Source organism: Nocardioides sp. Leaf374, assembly GCF_916862475.1.
GTDB lineage: Bacteria > Actinomycetota > Actinomycetes > Propionibacteriales > Nocardioidaceae > Nocardioides > Nocardioides kribbensis.
Map to the genome: position 1 here is coordinate 87,144 of NZ_CAKASO010000010.1, position 20,100 is coordinate 107,243.

The window sequence follows — 20,100 nt, forward strand, 5'->3', positions numbered from 1 at the left end:
CAGGGGCCCGGCAGCGAGTCGTCGGCCGCCGAGCGTCGCCTGGCCGAGCTCGAGGCCGAGGGCGACATCGCCGCCGACTACCTCGAGGAGCTCCTCGACATCGCCGACCTCGACGGCGACCTCGACATGGACGTGGAGGGCGACCGGGCGTCGGTCTCCATCGTCGGTGCCGACCTCAGCCAGCTCGTCGGGCAGCGCGGCGAGGTGCTCGACGCCCTGCAGGAGCTGACCCGTCTCGCGGTCTACCGCGAGACCGGCGAGCGCTCGCGTCTCATGCTGGACATCTCCGGCTTCCGCGCGCAGAAGCGGACCGAGCTGGAGGCCCTCGCGGCCGACAGCGTGGCGCAGGTGCGTGACTCCGGGGAGCGTCTCTCGCTGCAGCCGATGTCGCCCTTCGAGCGCAAGGTCGTCCACGACGCGGTCGCTGAGGCCGGGCTGTCCTCGGAGTCCGAGGGTGTCGAGCCGCGGCGGTACGTGGTGGTGCTGCCGGAGTGACGGTCCACTCCCCCGCCCGCGGTCGGGCCGCCTCGGTGGACCGGCGTGTCCGAGGCTGACGTTCCACGTGAAACACCCTCCCCGCCCGACGTGGCCGGGAGGGTGTTCTCGCTCGACCGCCTTCCCCTGGCCGTCCGGCTCTGGGAGCTGCTGGCCGACGCTGGCGTGGTCCGGGGGCTGATCGGCCCGCGCGAGGTCCCGCGACTGTGGGACCGGCACCTCCTCAACTGTGCGGTGCTCGCCGACGCTCTGCCGGCGGGGTCCTCGGTGTGCGACATCGGGTCCGGGGCCGGCCTGCCCGGGCTCGTGCTCGCGGTGCGACGGCCCGACCTGAGGCTGACCCTGGTCGAGCCGTTGCTGCGGCGCACGACGTTCCTCGACGAGGCGGTGGAGGAGCTCGGCCTCGACAACGTGGTCGTACGCCGTGGACGCGCCGACGACCTCCATGGCGAGCAGACCTTCGACGTCGTCACCTCCCGGGCCGTGGCGCCGCTGGAGCGGCTGCTGGGATGGTCGATGCCCCTGGTGGCGTCGGAGGGCGCCCTGGTGGCGATGAAGGGGTCCTCGGTGGCCGACGAGGTGGAGGAGGCGCGCGGCGCGCTGCAACGCTGGGGATGCGCGGAGCCTGAGGTGCTCACGCTGGGGGCCGGTACCGTCGATCCCCCGACCACGGCCCTCCGGGTGGCCTGGTCCGACCCGGCGACGGTACGTTGGCCTCCTGCGCCGACGCGCGACGAGCCCCGCAGACCCGCCCGCGGGGGGCCCGCCCGTCGTCGTGGCGGTCGCCGCCCCCGCTGAGGGGCCCCGGAGTTATCCACCGGGACGCGCCCCTGCATTCCGCCTGTTCCACGCTCAGAGAGGCCAGTTCTCCACAGATGGCACACCATTCTCCACAGGGCGTACCGACGTCGTCAGACCAGTCCGTTTCACGTGAAACGGGACCGGCGAGCAGCGGCCCCGGGGCCGCGGGGTCGTCGGGCTACACGGTGAGGACGGCGGGCGAGATGGCGGCGTACGAGCCCTCGCTGCACGACGACGCCACTCCCCTGGCCCGCGCGGCCGAGCACACGGTGCTGGCACGCGAGGGACGGCGCACGGGACCGGCCCTCCCCCGGCCCCGTGAGACCCGCGTCTTCGTGGTGGCCAACCAGAAGGGCGGGGTCGGGAAGACCACCTCCACGGTGAACGTCGCCGCCGCCCTGGCCCAGCTGGGCCAGAAGGTGCTGGTGGTCGACCTCGACCCGCAGGGCAACGCTTCGACCGCGTTGAACATCGAGCACCGGCGCGGTGTCGCGTCGACCTACGACGCCCTGGTCGACGGCGCTCCCCTGGCGGAGGTCGCCGTGGCGTGCCCCGACGTGGCGGGACTCATGGTCGTGCCGGCGACCATCGACCTGGCCGGTGCCGAGATCGAGCTCGTGAGCGTCGTGGCGCGCGAGGGCCGGCTGCGCAAGGCCATCCACGGCCATCCCCTGGTCGGCAGCCTCGAGGAGATCGGGGACGAGCGCATCGACTACGTGCTCATCGACTGCCCGCCGTCCCTGGGGCTGCTCACCCTCAACGCCCTGGTCGCCGGGGACGAGATGATGATCCCGATCCAGGCGGAGTACTACGCGCTGGAAGGGCTGGGACAACTCCTGGAGACCGTCGACATGGTGCGCAAGCACCTCAACCCGGAGCTGTCGGTCTCGACCATCCTCATCACCATGTACGACGCGCGCACCCGCCTGGCCGCCGGCGTGGCCAGCGAGGTGCGCGAGCACTTCGGGGAGCAGGTGCTCCGCACCAACATCCCCCGCTCGGTGCGGGTCTCCGAGGCGCCGTCCTACGCCCAGACCGTGATGACCTACGACCCCGGCTCCCCCGGCGCGCTCAGCTACCTGGAGGCCGCCCGGGAGATCGCGACGAAGGCGGTGGCGTTGTGAGCGGGTCCCGGCCTCCCGCGCGTCGGGGCCTCGGACGCGGCCTGGGCTCGCTCATCCCGACCTCCGCCCCGGCGGCGGAGGCCGACGACGCCTCGACGTCTCTCGACGGGGCCAGCCCGGGACGCGCCGCCGAGGGCTCGGCCCCGACCCACGCCGTGGGCGGCGCGGCGCCCGCGCAGGCCGACGTACGCCGGCCCGCGCCCGGGAGCACCGGTGAGGAGCTGGCCCCGGTGGCGGGCGCCTACTTCGCCGAGATCCCGCTCGACCAGGTGCACCCCAACCACGCGCAGCCGCGGCAGGTCTTCGACGAGGAGGCGATGGCCGAGCTGGTCCACTCGATCTCCGAGGTCGGGCTGCTGCAGCCCGTGGTGGTGCGGCGCACGGGGCCGGAGTCCTACGAGCTGGTGATGGGGGAGCGGCGCTGGCGCGCCTCCCAGCAGGCCGGCACGGGCACCATCCCGGCGATCGTGCGCTCCACCGACGACACCGACATGCTGCGCGACGCGCTGCTGGAGAATCTCCACCGCAGCCAGCTCAACCCGCTCGAGGAGGCCTCGGCCTACGCCCAGCTCCTCGAGGACTTCGACTGCACCCACGACGAGCTGGCGCAGCGGATCGGACGGTCGCGCCCGCAGATCAGCAACACGCTGCGGCTGCTGCGGCTGAGCCCGGCGGTCCAGCGGCGCGTGGCCGCGGGCGTGCTGAGCGCGGGCCACGCCCGCTCGCTGCTCGCCGTGGCCGACGCCGACGCTCAGGACCGGCTCGCCAGCCGGGTCGTGGCCGAGGGCATCAGCGTGCGCGCGCTGGAGGAGATCGTCGCGCTGGGGGAGACCGGCGGCGAGGACGAGCCGCGGGTGCGGCGCCGCAAGCCGGCGGCACCGGGTCTGGCCGACCTGTCGGACCGGCTGGCGGACCGGCTCGAGACCAGGGTGAAGATCGACCTGGGCAAGAGCAAGGGCCGGATCACCGTGGAGTTCGCGACGCTGGAGGACCTGCAGCGGATCATCGACCTGATGGACCCGGACACCGGGACGTCGAGCAATTGATCGATAGGTTGCTTTGTCGACAAAGCAACCTATCGATCAAACGGCGCCATGTGCAGCGCGATCAGGAACGACAGGCGTCTGATCGGCGCTCCGGAGTTCGTCAGGAGCGATTCTGAGCGCGCTTGGCCGCGCGCCGCGCCGCGCGATCGCGCTTCTCGGCCGCGTCGAGCTCCTCAGCGCGCTCGGGAGTGGGCGCCGAACCGCCGTGACGGGCGGGGAGCCACCACGATCCGGGCGGCTGCTCGTCGGCGGGGTAGGCCGCGATGGTCTCGTCGAGCATGCGCGACATCACCGAGCGGAGCTCGGCGGTCTCGCCCACGGGGTCGGCACCGGTCGGGTGCAGGGGGGCGCCGACGGTGAGGGCGATGGTCTTGCCGCGGGAGAAGTCGCGGGGGTGGTCCTTGGTCATCATCCGCTGGGTGCCCCACATGATGACGGGCACCAGCGGCACGCCCGCCTCGGCGGCGATGCGCACCGCGCCGGACTTGAACTCCTTGAGCTCCATGGAGCGGGAGATCGTGGCCTCGGGGAAGATGCCGACGGCCTCGCCCTCGCGCAGCCGGTCGACGGCGGTGCGGAACGACGCGACGCCCTCGCCGCGGTCGACCTCGATGTGGTGCAGCGAGCGCATCAGCGGTCCGCCCAGGCGGTGGTCGAAGATCTCCCGCTTGGCCATGAAGCGCACCAGGCGACCCGACGGGTTGGCGGCCAGGCCGCCGTAGACGAAGTCGACGTAGCCGATGTGGTTGTAGGCCAGCAGCACTCCGCCGCTGCGGGGCACGTGCTCGGTGCCCGTCATGACGAAGCGCTGCCCGAGCAGCTTGAAGCCGGTCTTGGCCGCGACGATGATTGGCGGGTAGGTGAGGTCCATCAGGACAGGTCCGTCCCGGGCGCGTCGTAGCCCTGGTAGGGACCGATCCCGCGCTCGGGGGCGGCGGCACCGAAGGTGGCCCGCAGCTCCATCTCGGCCTCGAGCACGCCGGCGAGGCGGCGCACGCCCTCACGGATCCGCTCGGGCGTGGGGTAGCAGAAGGACAGCCGCATCGAGCTCGAGCCGTAGCCGTCGGCGAAGAAGGCGGTGCCGGGCACGTAGGCCACCCGGGCGGTCACGGCGCGGGGGAGCATCGACTTCGCGTCGATGCCCGGGGGGAGGGTGAGCCAGACGTAGAACCCGCCGTCGGGGACGTTCCACTGGCAGGCCGCCGGCATGAGGTCCTCGAGCGCCGAGACCATGGCGTCGCGCCGCTCGCGGTACATCTCGCGGAACTGCTTGATCTGGCCCTGCCAGTCGTGGTTGGCGAGGTACGCCGACACCGCCATCTGCGAGAACTGCGGCGGGCACAGCGTGGCCGACTCCTGGGCCAGCACGAGTTTCTCGCGCACCGGGTGCGGCGCGAGCGCCCACCCGACCCGGAAGCCCGGGGCGAAGGTCTTGGAGAACGACCCGAGGTAGATGACGCCCTCGGCCTCGTCGGCGCGCAGCGCGCGCATCGGCTCCTGGTCGAAGCCGAGCAGACCGTAGGGATTGTCCTCGAGCACCAGGACGCCCTCGCGGCGGCAGATGTCGAGGATGCGGGGGCGCCGCTCGGCCGAGAGCGTGATGCCGGCGGGGTTGTGGAAGTTGGGGATCGTGTAGAGGAACTTGATCCGGCGACCGGAGGCCTGCACCGAGGCGATGGCCTGCTCGAGGGCCTCGGGCACGAGCCCGTGGGCGTCCATCTCCACGTGCACGACGTCGGCCTGGTAGGCCTTGAAGACGCCGAGCGCGCCGACGTAGGAGGGGGCCTCGCACAGCACGACGTCACCGGGGTCGCAGAAGATGCGCGTGACCAGGTCGACGGCCTGCTGGGAGCCCACGGTGACCACGACGTCGTCGGGGTGGGCCTCGATGCCCTCGAGGCGCATGACGTCGGTGATCTGCTCGCGCAGCTCCGGCACGCCCTGGCCCGAGCCGTACTGCATCGCGACCGGGCCCTGCTGGGTCACGAGGTCGCCGATGGCGCTGCTCACGACGTCGAGGGGGAGCCCGGAGATGTTCGGCATGCCGCCGGCGAGCGAGACCACCTCGGGCCGCGACGCGACGGCGAAGAGAGCTCGGATCTCCGAGGCGGTCATGCCGGCCGTGCGCGCGGCGTATCGGTCGACGTAGGAGTCGAGACGGGACTGTGAGCGCGCAGGCGTGGATTCCATGACCCCTCTAGCATGAAGGATGGAGGCGACTCGCGCACGCGCGGATCGCTGTTCGGTCGGCCACCTTTGCCCTGGCCCGTGACGCGGGCCGGCGTGGAGGCAGGGTTGAGCGGCCACGAGCCCCGCCCGGTGCGGGGGAGTCCGGGAGGTCCCATGTCGCGCAAGGTCGTGCACCTCACCCTCGACCACCTCGCCGCGCTCGCCGCGCCGTGCCGCGACTGCGTCTTCTGGCAGCTCGACCCGGTGCGGCGCGCCCGCGTCGACCTGGAGGGCGACGCGGGGGAGGAGAAGCGGGCGTGGCTCTCGGCCGTGCTGCGCGACTGGGGCTCCTGCGGGCGGGTGGTGCTCGTCGAGGGACGGCCCGTGGGCCACGTGGTCTACGCGCCGCCGGCGCTGCTGCCGAGCGCCGACGCCTTCCCCACCTCGCCGGTCTCGCCCGACGCCGTCCTGCTCGCCTCGGCGTACGTCGACCCCGCGCACGCGGGCGCCGGGCTGGGCCGGCTGCTCGTGCAGGCGATGGCGCGCGACCTCGTGGAGCGCGGCGGCTACCGCGCGGTCGAGGCCTTCGGCCGCGTCGACGGCCCCGGCGCGCCGGGCCGGCGAGGACGGCAGTGCCTGCTGCCGGCCGACTTCCTGGGCCGCGTGGGCTTCGGCACCCGCCGCGCCCACGGCGGGGTGCCGCGGATGCGGATGGACCTGCGCTCGGCGCTGACGTGGCGCGACGAGGTCGAGGTGGCGCTGGAGCGGCTGCGCGGGGTGGTGCGCCCGGCGCCCGCGCGCGCGCCGAGCCCGGACGCACGCGTCCCCGGCACCCCACGAGGGGTGCCGGGGACGGAGGAGTGAGCCCGCGGCGACCGCGGGTGCTCCGGTGCGTCAGGCGTTGATGAAGTCCGACAGCTCGTTGAGCAGCGTCGCCTTGGGGCGGGCGCCGACGATGGTCTTGACGACCTCGCCGCCCTGGTAGACGTTGATCGTCGGGATGCCGGTCACGCGGTAGGACGAGGGCGTGACGGGGTTCTCGTCGACATTCATCTTCATGAAGGTGATCTTGTCGCCGTGGGCCGTGGCGATCTCGTCGAGGATCGGGGCGACCTGGCGGCACGGGCCGCACCACTCGGCCCAGAAGTCCACGAGGACCGGCTTGTCGGACTTGAGCACCTGAGCCTCGAACTCGGCGTCGGTGACGGCACTGATGTTGGCCACGATGATCCCTACTCTCTCTGCTGACGTCTGTGGTGGTGGAACGCGGCGCGCGGGGTGGTTGTTCCCCGCGACGGCCGCGCGGGGGCGCTCAGAGCCCGGCGGTCTTGACCGCGTCGGTGGCGGCGGAGCCGGCCACGGCGTCCTGCGCCTCGGCGCGGGTGGCCGCGGTGTGGTCGAGCTCGGCGACGTAGCGCTCGGCGTCGAGGGCGGCGGCGCAGCCCGTGCCGGCCGCGGTGATGGCCTGGCGGTAGTGGTGGTCGACCAGGTCGCCGCAGGCGAAGACGCCGGGGATGTTGGTGGCCGTCGAGGGGTGCTCGACGAGCACGTAGCCCTCGTCGTCGAGGTCGACCTGGCCGGTGAGCAGCTCAGAGCGCGGGTCGTGGCCGATGGCGATGAAGAGGCCGGTGGCCTCCAGCGCGCGGGTCTCGCCCGTGGTGGTGTCCTCGAGGGTGAGCGACTCCAGCTTGTCGGCGCCGTGGATCTCCTTGACCGCGGAGTTCCAGACGATCTCGAGCTTGGGGTCGGCGAAGGCGCGCTCCTGCATGATCTTGGAGGCGCGCAGCTCGTCGCGACGCACGATGAGGGAGACCTTGGAGGCGAAGCGGGTCAGGAAGGTGGCCTCCTCGACCGCGGAGTCGCCGCCGCCCACGACCGCGATGTGCTGCTCGCGGAAGAAGAAGCCGTCGCACGTCGCGCACCACGAGACGCCCCGGCCCGACAGCTCGTCCTCGCGGGCGATGCCGAGCTTGCGGTAGCCCGAGCCGGTGGCGAGGATCACCGAGCGCGCGGTGTAGGTGTCGGTGGCCGTGCGCACGGTCTTGACGTCGCCGGTGAGGTCGACCTCGACGATGTCGTCGGAGACCAGCTCGGCACCGAAGCGCTCGGCCTGGGCGCGCATCTCGTCCATCAGCGCCGGGCCCATGATGCCGTCGCGGAAGCCGGGGAAGTTCTCCACCTCGGTGGTGTTCATCAGCGCACCACCGGCGGTGACCGAGCCCTCGAAGACCAGGGGCTCCAGGCTCGCGCGCGCGGCGTAGACCGCGGCGGTGTAGCCGGAGGGACCCGAGCCGATGATGATGACCTGTCGGGTGACGTCTGGGCGGGTGTCGGACATGGAGTCCAGTCTCCTCGGGATGACGGGGGCGGTGCCTGGGAAGGGGTGCTATGGCACCTGCGGGTGGAACCGATCCTAGGTGAGCGGCATTCCCGGGCCGGCGCCGTCGCGCCAGGGTGGCCGGGCGCGGGGTCGCGGCGGTGTGTGGTGGCGGCGGTGTGTGGTGGCGGTGGCGGGCTCAGCGCCGGGGGAGGGTGACCGAGCGGAGCACCTCGGCGGTGCCGCACTGGAGCAGGTCGACGACCTGGGTGTCGCCGGCGGGGCTGCGGAAGGCCAGCACCGCGGGCTCGCCGGCGTAGCGCACGCGCACCAGCAGGCCGGGCCCCCAGTCGGCGCTCTCGCAGACGTCCCATCCCGCGAGGGCGCGGGCGGCCCGCCGCGCCGACCGCTCGGCGAGGGCGTTGAGGCTGCTGTCGTTGCTCGGACCGGCCAGCTCCTCGGAGCCGTCGTCCTCGGCGGCGAAGGCGTCGACGCGGCGGGCGGCGGCGGAGGCCTCGTCGCGCACCCGCGAGACCGAGCCGGTGAAGTCGCGCTCGGTGAGGCGGCGTACGCCGGGCACCGCGAGCTGGGCCGACTCGAGGAAGCCGTCGGCGGCCGCGGTGTCGGACTCCACGTCGGCCCGGTCCTCGGTGGCGGGAGCGGTCTGGGACGGGTCGGCGCCCGACCCGGCGGAGCCGGCCGCCTCGGCGCCGACGTCGGCGGTGGACTCGTTGGCGTCGCCCGAGCCGGCGAGGGTGAGCCCGGGGACGACCTGGGCGGCGCCGACACCGACCACGACGACCGCCGCGGCGGCCACGAGGAGCCGGGTGACGCGGCGTCGCCGGCGCGCCTGGTGGGCGGCGAGGTCGATCGGGGCCGGGGAGGTGGCGACGTCCTCGCCGGCGTCGAGACGGGCCAGCACCTGGTCGAGCCGCGCGGCCACGTCGACCGGGAGGGGCTCGGTGTGGCGGGCGTCGGCCAGCCGCCGGGTCACCTCCCGCTGCTGCTCGGGGGTGAGGTCGGGGTCGTGGGCCATCGGGCTCCTCCTCTCGGGGCCGGTGCTGGTGCTGGTGGTGGTGAAGGTGGTGGGTGCGGGGCTGGTCGTGCTGGTCGTGCCGGCCGGGGGTCCGGTGCCGGCGTCGGTCCGGGTGGGCTGCTGGTCCAGTGTGGCGGGGGCCCGGTCAGGCCGGTGGGCCTCGTGGGTCGGCCTCGGATCGGACGGCCGACGGCGCGGTCGGGTTCCGAGGCTCGGGGTGGTCGTCGTCACGCCGCTCGCGCAGCACCCCGAGGAGCGGGGCCAGCCGGGCCCGCCCGCGCGAGCACCGCGACTTCACGGTGCCGACGGCGCAGTCGAGCACGGCGGCCGCCTCGGCCACCGAGTAGCCCTCCATGTCGACCAGCACCAGGGCGGCGCGCTGCTCCGGGGGCAGCGAGGCCAGCGCGGCGAGCACCTGTCGCCGCTGCTCGGCGCGCACCGACCGGTCGGCGGGGTCCTCGGCCTCCGGCGCGGCGGAGAGGCGCGAGCCGCGGTCGCCGTACTCCTCGAGGTCGTCGGGCAGGGCGTCGGTGCGGCGCACGCGCGCCGCACGGAGGCGGTCGAGGCAGGCGTTGACCACGATGCGGTGCAGCCAGGTCGTCACGGCGGCGTCGCCGCGGAAGGACCCCGCGCGCCGGTAGGCCGCGATCATGGCGTCCTGCAGGCCGTCGGCGGCGTCCTCGGGGTGCCCGGTCGTGCGCAGGGCCACCGCCCACAGCCGGTCGCGGTGGCGGGCGAAGAGCTCGCCGAAGGCCGCGTGGTCACCGGCGACGTGGGCGTGGAGGAGCTCGGCGTCGCTGCGGGAGCCGGCGCCGGCCTCGTCGGCAGCGGGGTCCTCGGCGTCGTCGGCGTCGTCGGGTCGCGGCCCCGCCGCCCCGGGCTCGCTCACCCGCGGACCTCGACCTCGGCCACCTCGCCGCGCCAGCCGCCCTCGACGGCGGGCAGCGAGGTGAGCCAGACCGTGAGGTAGGAGCCGGCGGCGGGCTCGTCGAGCACCGCCTGCTGCTGGGTGCCGCCGGAGGTCTCGGCCACGGGGTCGAGACCCTCCACGTCGGTGGGCGCGGTGTCGGTGACGTAGAGCGCGGTGGCGGTGCCCTCGCCGACGAGCGTGAGGTCGACCTCGCTGACCTCCTGCTCGCCGCCGAGGTCGATCACCAGGCCCACGCCGGTCTTGAGGCCGCCCGGCCCGAAGTTCTGGAGGTACGTCGCGGTGCGCCAGACCGTCGCGGGGTCGCCGTCGACGGCGAGCGGGGTCAGCTCGGGGTACTCCTCCTGCGGCGGGTCGCCCTGGGGGTCGAGGTCGCTCGCGCTGAGCCCCGTGAGCGGGGTCGGCGCCGCGGTGGGCGTGGCCGACGACGACGCGCTCGGGGAGCTCGACCCCTCCGGCTCCGGCTCGGCGCCCAGCGGGGTGCGACCGCGGCCGACGTTGACGGCGACCACGACGCCGACGAGCAGCACCAGGCCCAGCAGCAGCGCCGCGGCCAGGCGGAAGGTGTTGCGACCGGGGACCTCGCCCGCGGCGCCGTCGTCGGGCTCGGCGTCGTCGGTGCCCGGCGGGGGCGGCGGCGCCGCGGGCCCCCACGGCCAGAACTCCCCCGACTCCGCCTGCTCGGCGCCGGGGCGGGCGCGACGCACGGGGCCGCCGTCGTCGGGCTCGGGGGCGAAGAGGGGGCGCTCGGGCGGGTCCTCGAAGGGCGGGGGCGGGGGCACCGGCTCGCTGCGCGCCTGCAGCCAGGACACGTCGTCGGTCTCGTCGTCGAAGATCGGCAGCCCGGCCTGGGTGGGCTGCTCGGCGGCCACCGGGGTGGGGGAGGAGCCCGCGAGCAGCCCGTCGCCGAGCGCCGAGGGGCGGGCGGGCTCGTCGGCGCGCGCGGCCCGGGTGGTGTCGTCCGCCGGGTGCGTCGCGGTACCGGTGCCCGCGTCGGTGTCGGTGTCGGCCGCGGTGTCGGCCGCGGTGTCGGTGTCGGCCGCGGTGTCGGCCCCGGTGTCGGCCCCGGTGTCGGGGAGTGCCACGACGGTGGTGGGCGCGTCGGTGGGCGCGTCGGGGCTCTCACTTGCGGTGTCGGTGGTGTCGGCGGGGGTCTCGGGGGTCCCGGCGGTCAGGGGCACGACCGTGGTGGGCTCCTGGTCGGCAGGCTCCGGGCCGGGGGTCCGGGAGTCCGGGGAGGGCGCGGGACCCAGCGGGTCGCTCGAGCGGACCGGGGCCGCTGCGGGCGTCGCGGCCACGGCCGGCCCGGCGGTCGTCACCGCGGGCGTCACGGGGGCCGGGGCCGGGGTCGGGGTCGGTCCGGGGACCGCGGGCAGGCTGATGGTCTCGTCGCCGCGATCGACCAGGCGGGTGGCGAGCTCCTCGGGGATGCCGACGGGGTCGCCGACGAACTCGACCAGCTGGTCGGCGAGCGCCTGGGCCGTGGCGGGGCAGCGGGGGTCGTGGCCCCGCTGGGCGGCGGTGGCGGGGTTGAGGACGTTGTCGCACAGCTGGTCGAGCATCCGGGGGATGCCGGCGCGCACCTGGCGCGGTCGCAGCAGGCGCCCGTGCTCCTGCGGGGCCGGCACGACGACCGACCCGGAGATGCCGGCCCACCGGCCCGTGAGGGCGGCGTACAGCAGGCCGGCGAGATCGGTGAGGTCGTCGTCGGGGTCGGTGTGGGTCAGCCCGTGGAGGGCGGCGTCGACGCACAGGCCGATCAGCCGCACCGAGCCGTTGCGGTCGACGAGGACGTTCTCGGGGTTGAGCCGCCCGTGGGAGACCCCGGCCCGGTGGGCGGTGGCGGCGGCGGCCGCGACCTCGGCGACCAGCCAGGCCGCCCGCCGCGGGGCCAGCGGGCCGCCCGCGGCCAGCATGATGTCGAGCGACGTGCCCGACCCCCACTCGTTGACGACGTAGCAGAGGGCGTCGGTGCGCTCGGCGTCGAGCACGCGCAGCACGTGGGGGTCGTGCACCGTGGCCGAGCGTCGCGCGGCCTCGAGCAGACCGGCGGCCCGGTCGTCGTCGGCGGCGATGACGTGGATCGCCACCTGTCGCTCGAGCACGCGGTCGTGGGCCCGCCAGAAGCGACCGTCGCCGCTCTCGCTGAGCAGGTCGACCAGCCGGTAGCGACCGGCGAGCTGGTCTCCGTGCCTGATCGAGTGGGGCACCGCGGTCCTGGCTCCTTCGTGCGCTGGGGGCGGGCGTCGGGCCCGGGTGAGCCGGGCGCGCGGGCGCCAGCGGCGCCCGGACCATGGTAGGCGCCCGGGTCGGGACGGGGCGACCGACGTCGCACAGCCGCGAGACGCCCGCGCCGGGTGCCGTACGCCGGGTCCGGACCGCCCCTCGCCCGGGCGCCGGGCCGGTGGTGCCGGGTCCCGGGGGAGGGGCAGGAGAGAGGGGCAGGGGGGACCGGGGGGAGTGCGGGGAGTGCGAGGAGCCCCGGGTCAGCGGCGCCCGAGGCGCCCGGTCACGGTGGCCAGCACGTCGGTGACCTCGGTGAGCCGGAAGACCCGGGCCAGCGCCAGGAAGGCGACCACGTCGACCAGGGTCACCCCCACGCCGCGGGCCAGGGTCGGCAGCACGGCGGCGTCGAGCGGCAGGTCGCCCAGCAGGGCCGAGACGGCGTAGGCCAGGCCGGTGGACAGCGCGACCACCAGGCCCAGGCGCACCAGGAAGCGCGAGGTCGTGCGCCCGCCGAGGTCGCCGGTGCGGCGCTCGAGCACGGAGTAGGAGACGGCGGTGCCGACGAGGTAGGCCGCGGCGTAGGCGGTGGCCAGGGCGGCCGAGGTCGCGGCGGCGTCGGTGAGGGCCACGAGGACGACGGCCGCGCCGATGTTGGTGGCCGCGACGCCGCACTGGATCCAGAACACGGTGCGGGTGGCCTCGAGGGCGTAGAAGCCGCGCAGCATCAGGTAGTGGACGGTGAAGAGCACGATCCCGGGGCCGAAGAGGGCCAGCGTCGGCACGGCGTTGGGCCACGACTGCGAGGCGGCGGCGTAGCCCCACACCACCCGGGCGACCTCGGGCGCGACCACCGGCAGCAGCGCGGCGAAGGGCAGCAGCACGGCCAGCGAGGTGCGCAGCGTCGCGCCCAGCGAGCGGCCCAGCCCGGCGAGGTCGCCGTCGGCGGCGCGCTGGGAGAGCCGCGGCAGGATCGCCGTGGCCAGCGAGACCGTGATGATCGAGTGGGGCACCATCACGATGAGGAAGGCCGAGGCGTAGACGGCGTTGCCGGTGCCGTCGGCGCTGCCGTCGGCCACGCCGGTGCCGGCCAGGCGCACCACCACGGTGTAGGCGACCTGGTTGACGATGACGAAGGCCACCGTCCAGCGGGCCAGGCGCAGGGTGTGGCCCAGGCCCGTGCCGCGGAAGTCGAAGCGCGGGCGGAACCGGAAGCCGGCCGAGCGCAGGTAGGGCACGAGGATGAGCAGCTGCGCGGCGATGCCGAGCGTGGACCCCAGGCCCAGCAGCAGCTCCTGGGAGGCGCTGAAGGGGCCCACGACCTCCGCACCGGAGGCGGCGCCGAAGACCACGAGGTAGACCACCAGCACCGCGACGGCGATGACGTTGTTGGCGATCGGGGCCCACATCATCGGCCCGAAGCGGCCGCGCGCGTTGAGGATCTGCCCGACCAGCACGAACATGCCGTAGAAGAAGACCTGCGGCAGGCAGTAGCGGGCGAAGTCGATCGCCGAGTCGCGCGCCTCGGGCGGCCACGAGTCGGGCAGGTAGATCGCCATCACCCAGGGCGCCACCGCCACCAGCAGCAGCGTCACCGCCCCGAGGAACAGCAGCGCGAGGGTCACCACCCGGTTGGCGTAGGCCTCTCCGCCGTCGGGGTCGTGCTTCATCGAGCGCACGAGCTGGGGCACCAGCACCGCGTTGAACACCCCGCCGGCCAGCAGGATGTAGAGCATGTTGGGGATGGTGTTGGCGACGGTGAAGATCTCGCCGTGCAGCTGGATGCCCAGCGCCGCGGCCAGCAGGGCCGAGCGCACGAAGCCGCTGAGCCGCGAGACCACCGTGCCGGCGGCCATGACCGCGCTGGAGGAGAGGATCGAGCGCTGCTCGGCCGCCGACGACTCGGCGGTGCCGGGGCTCCCGGGGTCGGAGGGGTCGGAGGGGCGCGCCTCCTCGCGGGCGGCGCCCACGGCCTCGAAGGAGCCCGTGGGGTCGTCGACGGCGTCGGCGGCGTCGCTGTAGCCGACGACGGGGGGGCCGGGGGCGCGGTGCCTCATGCGGGGGTGCCTCTCGGCGCGTGCGCCGGGTCGCCGGCGCTGCCGGGGGTGGTGGCGGGGAGGTCGTCGGCGGGGCCGGCGTCGGAGGGCCGGTCGGACGGCTGGTCGGACGGCCCGCCGCGTCGCGCGTCGCGGAGCCGGCGTACGAGGCGCAGGCCGATGGTGCCGAAGAGCAGCACCAGGCCGGTGCCCATGATCAGCCAGATCACCTGGCTGACCTGCGCGGAGCGCACGGCGAGGTCGTCGCTGGAGCCGAGCACGCGGCCCTCCTCGTCGGTGAGCACCAGACGCAGGTCGTGCACGCCGAGCTCCGAGGTGCTGGCGTTGAGCAGCACCGTGGTGGCGCTGTCGGCCGGCACCTCGATGCTGCCGGGCGGTCCCTCGATGGTCATCGGCCGGTCGGACTCGTAGCGCAGCCGGATCGTCACCGGCTGGTCGAGGCCGTTGACGATGGTGGCGCCGAAGCGCCCGCTCTCGCTCGACAGCGTCACCGCCCGAGGCGCCATCACGTCGACCTGGCCCCGCAGGGCGTCGATGCTCGCCTCCGCGGCGCCGGCCGAGGCGAGGGCGTCGAGCGGGGCGGTGCGCGCGGTGTAGGAGACCGAGGCCAGGGCCTGGTCGAGCACGGCGGTGCCCACCTGGTCGTTGAGCGTCAGCAGGTCCTGGAGCGACTCGCCGGCCGTGATGAGGTCGTCGGCGGCCTGGAAGCCCGAGGCGGGGAGCGTGATCTCGCGCTGGTGCTCGGGGTAGGTGAGGGCGTCGCCGGCCACGGAGGCGTCGCGCGCGGTCTCGTCGGCGGTGGCGTCCTCGACGGTGGCCAGGTCGACCCAGCCCTGGTCGAGGCCGGAGAAGAACTCCTCACCGTCCTCGGGGAGCCAGTCGAAGGGCAGCACGGTGACCAGCGGGTGGTGGCGTCCCTTGGCCAGCACGCGCACGGCGGCCTCGGCCAGGATCCGCTGACGCATGGCGGTCGCGGTGCGCTGCTCGCCCGGTCCGGGTCCGCCCGCCACCGCGCCGGAGGAGGTGAGCACGACCCGGCGACCGTCGACGGAGGCGACCGCGGGCAGGGTGCCGGCGTCGTCGCGCAGCTCGGCCGCCCGGTCGCGGGGCACGGCGCGATCGGTGAGGAGGACGGTCTCGCCGTCGACCGCACCCGCGACGGCGGCCCCGGGCAGGAAGCCCACCGGGGAGCCGATGGCCGGGGTGGTCTCCACGCCGAAGGGGGCCAGGGTCGACCCGCCACGACGCCGGGCGCGGTCGTAGAGGTCAGGGTCGTGGGCCTGCGCTCCGGCCACGTCGACGTCGCCGTACGGCAGCGCCAGCACCTGGCTGTTGGCGCCCAGGGCGTCGCCGAGGTCGTCGAGCCAGGTCTGGCCGGCCTCGGCCGCAGCTGCGGTCACCGGGTCGAGCGGGTCGACGTCCTCACCCTCGTCGTCGCCCTCGCCGCTGCCCCCGTCACCCGGGCCGGTCGTCGGGTCGCCGGGGCTCGTGGGCTCCGCACCGGCCGTGCCGAGGGAGGCGGAGGGGGAGCCGGACGTGTCACCCGTGTCGCCGACGGCGCCCGACCCGTCGTCGGCCGGGGAGTCCCCGTCGGAGCCCTCCCCGTCGCCACCGGGCTGCTGCGGGTCGATCGTGGGGGCCAGCGAGCGCTCGGGGTTGCCGGCCGCGAGGCGGGTGACGGCGTCGGTGAGCGCGGGGTCGACCAGCCAGCTCACCGGACGCGACCCGGCCGCGGCCCCGAAGTCGAGCAGCGACCGCAGCCGGCCGCCCTCGCCGAGGTCCTCGTCCCAGTCCGCGACGTCGTCGAGCGCGCCCTCGGGGGTGTAGTCGAGCTGGCGGCGCAGCGGCACGACGATGGAGACCGGCAGCGAGCGCTCCCGCAGCCTCACGAGGGGCAGGAAGGTGCGGGCGCGGCCGTCGGCGGTGTCCTCGCGACCGTCCTCGTTCTCGCCGTTGGCGTGCACGCCGAACCAGTAGACGCCCGGCTCGGTGACCTCGATGCGGTTGCTGGGCAGGGTGATCCGGTAGTCGGCGCTCTCGCCGGGGGCCAGGGAGTCGATCGTGTCGTAGGGCCCGGGGTCGGTGATCCGCTCCCCGACGTAGGACAGCGGGTCGGAGGCCACGGCGGCCCGGAGGTCGCCGGCGGTGGTCAGCGGCGCGTCGCCCACCACGGGGTAGAGGTTGATGGCCGACCACGCGGTGTCGTCGAGGTTGGTCACGGTGCCGGTCACGCGCACCGGTCCCGACTCGGGCACGACCGAGGGCGTCATCGACTCGATGGTCACCGACAGCGGCTCGACCGGCTCCTCGTCGGCGCGGCGCGGCAGGGGACCGGTCGCCGGGCGCAGCACCGACCCGGGCTGCACGGTGGCGGGCGGCGGCGCGGCGGACAGGCTCGTCGGGGTGGACGCGACGGCGGGTGCGACGCCCGGCCCGAGTCCCGCGGCGCCACCGGCGACCGCGACCACCGCCGCGAGGGCAGGCAGCAGCGAGGACGGTCGGGACACCCCCCGATGCTAGACGGTGTCGCTGTGGCTCCCGGGGAGCGCGGCACCGCCCGGGCGCGGATAGACTGCCCGCCCGTGTCGACCGACGATCCCGCACTGCTGCGCACCCCCGGCCCCCTCAGCGTGGTCGAGGTGCAACGGGCCGTCACGACCGAGCTCGACCGCATCGCCGAGGTCATCGACGAGCTGGGCCGCCGCTTCAGCGCCGCGGGCCACGAGATCGCCCTGGTCGGCGGGCCGGTGCGCGACGCCATGCTGGGCCGCGCCCACAACGACCTCGACCTCACGACCTCGGCGCGCCCGGAGGAGACCGAGCGGCTGATCAAGGGCTGGGCCGACGCGACCTGGGACATGGGCCGAGCCTTCGGCACCATCGGCTGCCGCCGCGGCGAGTGGCAGGTCGAGATCACGACGTACCGCTCCGAGGTCTACGACCCGTCCTCGCGCAACCCCGAGGTGCAGTACGGCGACTCGCTGGCCGGCGACCTGGGCCGGCGCGACTTCACCGTCAACGCCATGGCCGTGCGCCTGCCCGGCCGCGAGGTCGAGGACCCCTTCGGCGGCGTCGTCGACCTGGCCCACCGGGTGCTGCGCACACCCGGCACGCCGGAGGACTCCTTCTCCGACGACCCGCTGCGCATGCTGCGTGCCGCACGCTTCGCCGCCCAGCTCGGCTTCACCGTGGACCCGGGCGTCACCGCGGCGATGACGGCGATGGCCGACCGGATCTCGATCATCTCCGCCGAGCGCGTGCGCGACGAGCTGGTCAAGCTCATCTGCGCCCCGCACCCTCGCCTCGGGCTGACCCTGCTGGTCGAGACCGGCCTGGCCGAGAAGGTGCTGCCCGAGCTGCCGGCGCTGGCGCTGGAGCGCGACGAGCACCACCGCCACAAGGACGTCTACGAGCACACCCTCACGGTGCTCGAGCAGTCGATCGACCTCGAGGAGCGGCTCGGTGGCGGGCCCGACTTCGTGTCGCGCTTCGCCGCGCTCATGCACGACGTGGGCAAGCCCCGCACCCGCAAGTTCCTCGACGACGGCACGGTCACCTTCCACCACCACGACGTGGTCGGCGCGAAGATGACCCGCAAGCGGATGAAGGCGCTGCGCTTCTCCAACGACCAGATCGAGGCGGTCAGCCGGCTGGTCGAGCTGCACCTGCGCTTCCACGGCTACGGCTCGGGGGAGTGGACCGACTCCGCCGTGCGCCGCTACGTGCGCGACGCCGGCGAGCAGGTCGAGCGCCTCCACGTGCTGACCCGCGCCGACTGCACGACCCGCAACCGGCGCAAGGCCGAGCGGCTGCGGCGCACCTACGACGAGCTCGAGGAGCGCATCGCCGTCCTGGCCGAGGCCGAGGAGCTCGACGCCCTGCGACCCGACCTCGACGGCAACGCGATCATGGAGCTGCTGGGCCTCCCGCCGGGCCGCGAGGTCGGCGAGGCCTACCGGTGGCTGCTGGAGCGGCGCATGGACCGCGGACCGGTCGAGCCCGAGGTGGCGCGCGAGGAGCTCCTCGCATGGTGGTCGACACGCTGACGCGGGCGGCGTACTGACGGTACGGTCCGGACATGACCGACACCACAGCCGCCCCCGACGAGCTGGAGGCCTCCATCGAGGTCTCCACCTCCCCCGCCCAGACCTGGGCCCTGGTCTCCGACCTGCGCCGCATGCGCGAGTGGAGCCCCCAGGTGCTGCGCACGTTCATCCCCGGCGGGCCGGTGAGGCTCGGCAGCCGCATGATCAACGTCAACCACCGCGGCGCGCTGGTGTGGCCGACGACCGCGAAGGTCGTGCGCTTCGAGCCCCACACCAGCGTGGCCTTCCGGGTGGCGGAGAACCGCACGATCTGGTCCTTCACCCTCGAGCCCACCGACGGCGGTGGCACGCGGATCGTGCAGCGCCGCGAGGCGCCCGACGGCATCTCGACGCTGTCCAACAAGCTGGTGGGCGTGGCCATGGGCGGGGTGCCGACCTTCGTCGGCGAGCTCCGGCAGGGCATGCGCCAGACGCTCGAGCGGATCAAGGCCGAGCTCGAGCGCTGAGCCCGGGCCGTGGGGCCCTTGACCTTGACCCTGCGGCAGGCCCCACGGTCTCCTCACCGGTGGATCCCCCACCGGTGACGAGGACCCAGGAGGCGGCGTGGACGGACCGGCCGGCAGGAGCGGCACCGCGGACCCACCGCGGCTGATGAGCATCGGCGACTTCGCGCGCGCCAGCGGGCTCACGCCCAAGGCGCTGCGGCTCTACGACGACTCGGGCCTGCTGGACCCGGCCGAGGTCGACCCCCACACCGGCTACCGCTGGTACGCCGAGCAGCAGCTCCCCCGCGCCCGGCTGGTCGCGCGGCTGCGTCTGGTCGGCATGCCGCTGGCCCGCATCCGCGTGGTGGCCGGGCTCGGGCCCGCCGCCGCCGTGGCGGAGCTGGTCTCCTACGGCCGGCAGCTGAGCGCCGACACGGCCAGCGCCCGCGCCCTCCTGGCGTCCCTCGTCGACGAGCTCGGCCACGCGCCGGACGAGGAGACCCCGATGAGCACCGACGACCCCCGCCCCACCCCGGACGGCAGCACCGACCGCAGCACCGACCGCGGCGGCCCCGGCGGCCCCGCGCTCCCCGGGCCGAAACTGCGCTGCGCCGCCCGTCTCGAGCAGGGCGGCCGGGCCACCCAGGAGGACGCCGTCCTGGTCGGCACCCGGCTGGTGGCCGTCGCCGACGGCGTGGGCTCGGCGGGCGGCAGCGGCGAGCGCGCCGTGGCCGCCCTCGCGGCCGCCGAGCGCGACGGGCTGCTCGACGGGCTCCTCGACGGTCGGCTCGACGGGGCAGCGGCGCTGGGCGCCGTCGAGACGGTGCTCGCCCGGGCCGCCGCGGCGCTCGCGCCCGGCGACGCCACCACCCTGACGGCGCTGGCGCTGCACGCCGGTCAGCTGGTCGTGGCCCACGTGGGCGACTCGCGGGCCCACCTGGTGCGCGAGGGCCGGCTCACCCGGCTGACCCGCGACCACACGGTCGTGCAGACCCTCGTCGACGAGGGCCGCCTCACCACCGAGGAGGCCCGCTCCGACGAGCGGCGGGTGCAGCTCAACCGTGCGCTCGAGGGCGGCCGCCCCGCCGAGCCCGACCTCGCCGTGCACGCCGTGCGGCCCGGCGACCGGCTGGTGCTCACCACCGACGGCGTGCACGGTCGCGTCGGACCGGCGGTGCTGGCCGACCTGCTCGCCGGTGGCGGGGACCCGCAGGAGGTCGCCGACGCCGTCGTCGCCGCGGTGGAGGCCGCCGGCGCCGACGACAACCTCGCCGTGGTCGTCGTCGACGTGGCCTGACCTGACCTGACCCGACCCGATCCGGCCCGATCCGGCCCGGTCCGGCCGACGTACGACGACAGCGCCGGCCCCCTCG

Annotated in this window: 17 protein-coding genes; 8 read left to right on the forward strand and 9 right to left on the reverse strand. The window is 75.0% G+C overall.

The features are described 5' to 3' along the window. The first annotated feature begins 39 nt into the window (after positions 1-39). The 4 genes from LPA27_RS07150 to LPA27_RS07170 all read left to right on the forward strand — a co-directional run bounded on the left by LPA27_RS07150 (position 40) and on the right by LPA27_RS07170 (position 3,466). Positions 40-495 carry a protein jag gene (locus LPA27_RS07150; protein WP_056865305.1) on the forward strand — a complete coding sequence of 152 codons (456 nt, stop codon included), beginning with the start codon at positions 40-42 and terminating at the stop codon, positions 493-495. Between the two features lie 102 nt (positions 496-597). Then, positions 598-1,293 (forward strand): 16S rRNA (guanine(527)-N(7))-methyltransferase RsmG, encoded by a 696-nt coding sequence (gene rsmG / locus LPA27_RS19250; protein ID WP_267477193.1) that lies wholly within the window; start codon positions 598-600, stop codon positions 1,291-1,293. A 206-nt stretch (positions 1,294-1,499) separates the two neighbouring features. Beyond that, complete coding sequence (locus LPA27_RS07165; protein WP_324251247.1) at positions 1,500-2,420, forward strand: ParA family protein; 921 nt, start codon at positions 1,500-1,502, stop codon at positions 2,418-2,420. Next, positions 2,417-3,466 carry a ParB/RepB/Spo0J family partition protein gene (locus LPA27_RS07170; RefSeq protein WP_228942000.1) on the forward strand — a complete coding sequence of 350 codons (1,050 nt, stop codon included), beginning with the start codon at positions 2,417-2,419 and terminating at the stop codon, positions 3,464-3,466. Before LPA27_RS07165 ends, LPA27_RS07170 begins: the two co-directional genes overlap by 4 nt. 100 nt (positions 3,467-3,566) lie before the next feature. On the opposite strand, the gene LPA27_RS07175 is transcribed toward LPA27_RS07170, so the two are convergent. Both LPA27_RS07175 and LPA27_RS07180 read right to left on the reverse strand, forming a co-directional pair. After that, positions 3,567-4,337, reverse strand: a complete 771-nt coding sequence (locus LPA27_RS07175; protein ID WP_319804932.1) for a lysophospholipid acyltransferase family protein — start codon at positions 4,335-4,337, stop codon at positions 3,567-3,569. After that, entirely contained in the window at positions 4,337-5,656 is a 1,320-nt protein-coding gene (locus LPA27_RS07180) for a PLP-dependent aminotransferase family protein (RefSeq protein ID WP_056905117.1), read from the reverse strand. Before LPA27_RS07180 ends, LPA27_RS07175 begins: the two co-directional genes overlap by 1 nt. A gap of 153 nt (positions 5,657-5,809) precedes the next feature. Between LPA27_RS07180 and LPA27_RS07185 the strand changes: the two genes are divergently transcribed. Next, entirely contained in the window at positions 5,810-6,499 is a 690-nt protein-coding gene (locus tag LPA27_RS07185) for a GNAT family N-acetyltransferase (protein WP_228942001.1), read from the forward strand. 30 nt (positions 6,500-6,529) lie between these two features. On the opposite strand, the gene trxA is transcribed toward LPA27_RS07185, so the two are convergent. The 7 genes from trxA to LPA27_RS07220 form a co-directional block, all read right to left on the reverse strand. After that, the gene (gene trxA / locus LPA27_RS07190) at positions 6,530-6,862 is read right to left on the reverse strand and encodes a thioredoxin (protein WP_156697989.1); all 333 of its coding nucleotides are present in this window, start codon (positions 6,860-6,862) and stop codon (positions 6,530-6,532) included. A gap of 85 nt (positions 6,863-6,947) precedes the next feature. Continuing rightward, a complete protein-coding gene (gene trxB, locus LPA27_RS07195) occupies positions 6,948-7,973 on the reverse strand; it encodes a thioredoxin-disulfide reductase (RefSeq protein ID WP_228942002.1) in 1,026 nt (341 codons plus the stop codon). A 178-nt stretch (positions 7,974-8,151) separates the two neighbouring features. Then, the gene (locus LPA27_RS07200) at positions 8,152-8,988 is read right to left on the reverse strand and encodes a hypothetical protein (RefSeq protein WP_056905120.1); all 837 of its coding nucleotides are present in this window, start codon (positions 8,986-8,988) and stop codon (positions 8,152-8,154) included. A gap of 145 nt (positions 8,989-9,133) precedes the next feature. Continuing rightward, a complete protein-coding gene (gene sigM / locus LPA27_RS07205) occupies positions 9,134-9,877 on the reverse strand; it encodes an RNA polymerase sigma factor SigM (RefSeq protein WP_228942003.1) in 744 nt (247 codons plus the stop codon). Then, positions 9,874-12,126, reverse strand: coding sequence for a protein kinase family protein (locus LPA27_RS07210; protein ID WP_228942004.1), 2,253 nt, complete (start codon positions 12,124-12,126; stop codon positions 9,874-9,876). The genes sigM and LPA27_RS07210 overlap by 4 nt, the downstream gene beginning before the upstream one ends. 276 nt (positions 12,127-12,402) lie before the next feature. After that, a complete protein-coding gene (murJ, locus tag LPA27_RS07215; protein WP_228942005.1) occupies positions 12,403-14,196 on the reverse strand; it encodes a murein biosynthesis integral membrane protein MurJ in 1,794 nt (597 codons plus the stop codon). Continuing rightward, positions 14,193-16,703, reverse strand: a complete 2,511-nt coding sequence (locus tag LPA27_RS07220) for a DUF6049 family protein (RefSeq protein ID WP_228942006.1) — start codon at positions 16,701-16,703, stop codon at positions 14,193-14,195. The genes murJ and LPA27_RS07220 overlap by 4 nt, the downstream gene beginning before the upstream one ends. 75 nt (positions 16,704-16,778) lie before the next feature. Here LPA27_RS07220 and LPA27_RS07225 point away from each other — a divergent pair, with 75 nt between their 5' ends. The 3 genes from LPA27_RS07225 to LPA27_RS07235 all read left to right on the forward strand — a co-directional run bounded on the left by LPA27_RS07225 (position 16,779) and on the right by LPA27_RS07235 (position 20,024). Beyond that, positions 16,779-18,242 (forward strand): CCA tRNA nucleotidyltransferase, encoded by a 1,464-nt coding sequence (locus LPA27_RS07225; protein ID WP_416383231.1) that lies wholly within the window; start codon positions 16,779-16,781, stop codon positions 18,240-18,242. A gap of 32 nt (positions 18,243-18,274) precedes the next feature. After that, positions 18,275-18,748 carry an SRPBCC family protein gene (locus LPA27_RS07230; RefSeq protein ID WP_056905123.1) on the forward strand — a complete coding sequence of 158 codons (474 nt, stop codon included), beginning with the start codon at positions 18,275-18,277 and terminating at the stop codon, positions 18,746-18,748. A gap of 97 nt (positions 18,749-18,845) precedes the next feature. Further along, positions 18,846-20,024 carry a MerR family transcriptional regulator gene (locus tag LPA27_RS07235; RefSeq protein WP_228942007.1) on the forward strand — a complete coding sequence of 393 codons (1,179 nt, stop codon included), beginning with the start codon at positions 18,846-18,848 and terminating at the stop codon, positions 20,022-20,024. Positions 20,025-20,100: the final 76 nt, after the last annotated feature.

Bases quoted from the DNA above. Each gene is read 5' to 3' on its own strand.
- trxB (WP_228942002.1), bottom strand. From the start codon at position 7,973: ATGTCCGACACCCGCCCAGACGTCACCCGACAGGTCATCATCATCGGC.
- LPA27_RS07180 (WP_056905117.1), bottom strand. From the start codon at position 5,656: ATGGAATCCACGCCTGCGCGCTCACAGTCCCGTCTCGACTCCTACGTC.
- murJ (WP_228942005.1), bottom strand. From the start codon at position 14,196: ATGAGGCACCGCGCCCCCGGCCCCCCCGTCGTCGGCTACAGCGACGCC.
- LPA27_RS07175 (WP_319804932.1), bottom strand. From the start codon at position 4,337: ATGGACCTCACCTACCCGCCAATCATCGTCGCGGCCAAGACCGGCTTC.
- LPA27_RS07185 (WP_228942001.1), top strand. From the start codon at position 5,810: ATGTCGCGCAAGGTCGTGCACCTCACCCTCGACCACCTCGCCGCGCTC.
- LPA27_RS07165 (WP_324251247.1), top strand. From the start codon at position 1,500: ATGGCGGCGTACGAGCCCTCGCTGCACGACGACGCCACTCCCCTGGCC.
- LPA27_RS07230 (WP_056905123.1), top strand. From the start codon at position 18,275: ATGACCGACACCACAGCCGCCCCCGACGAGCTGGAGGCCTCCATCGAG.
- LPA27_RS07200 (WP_056905120.1), bottom strand. From the start codon at position 8,988: ATGGCCCACGACCCCGACCTCACCCCCGAGCAGCAGCGGGAGGTGACC.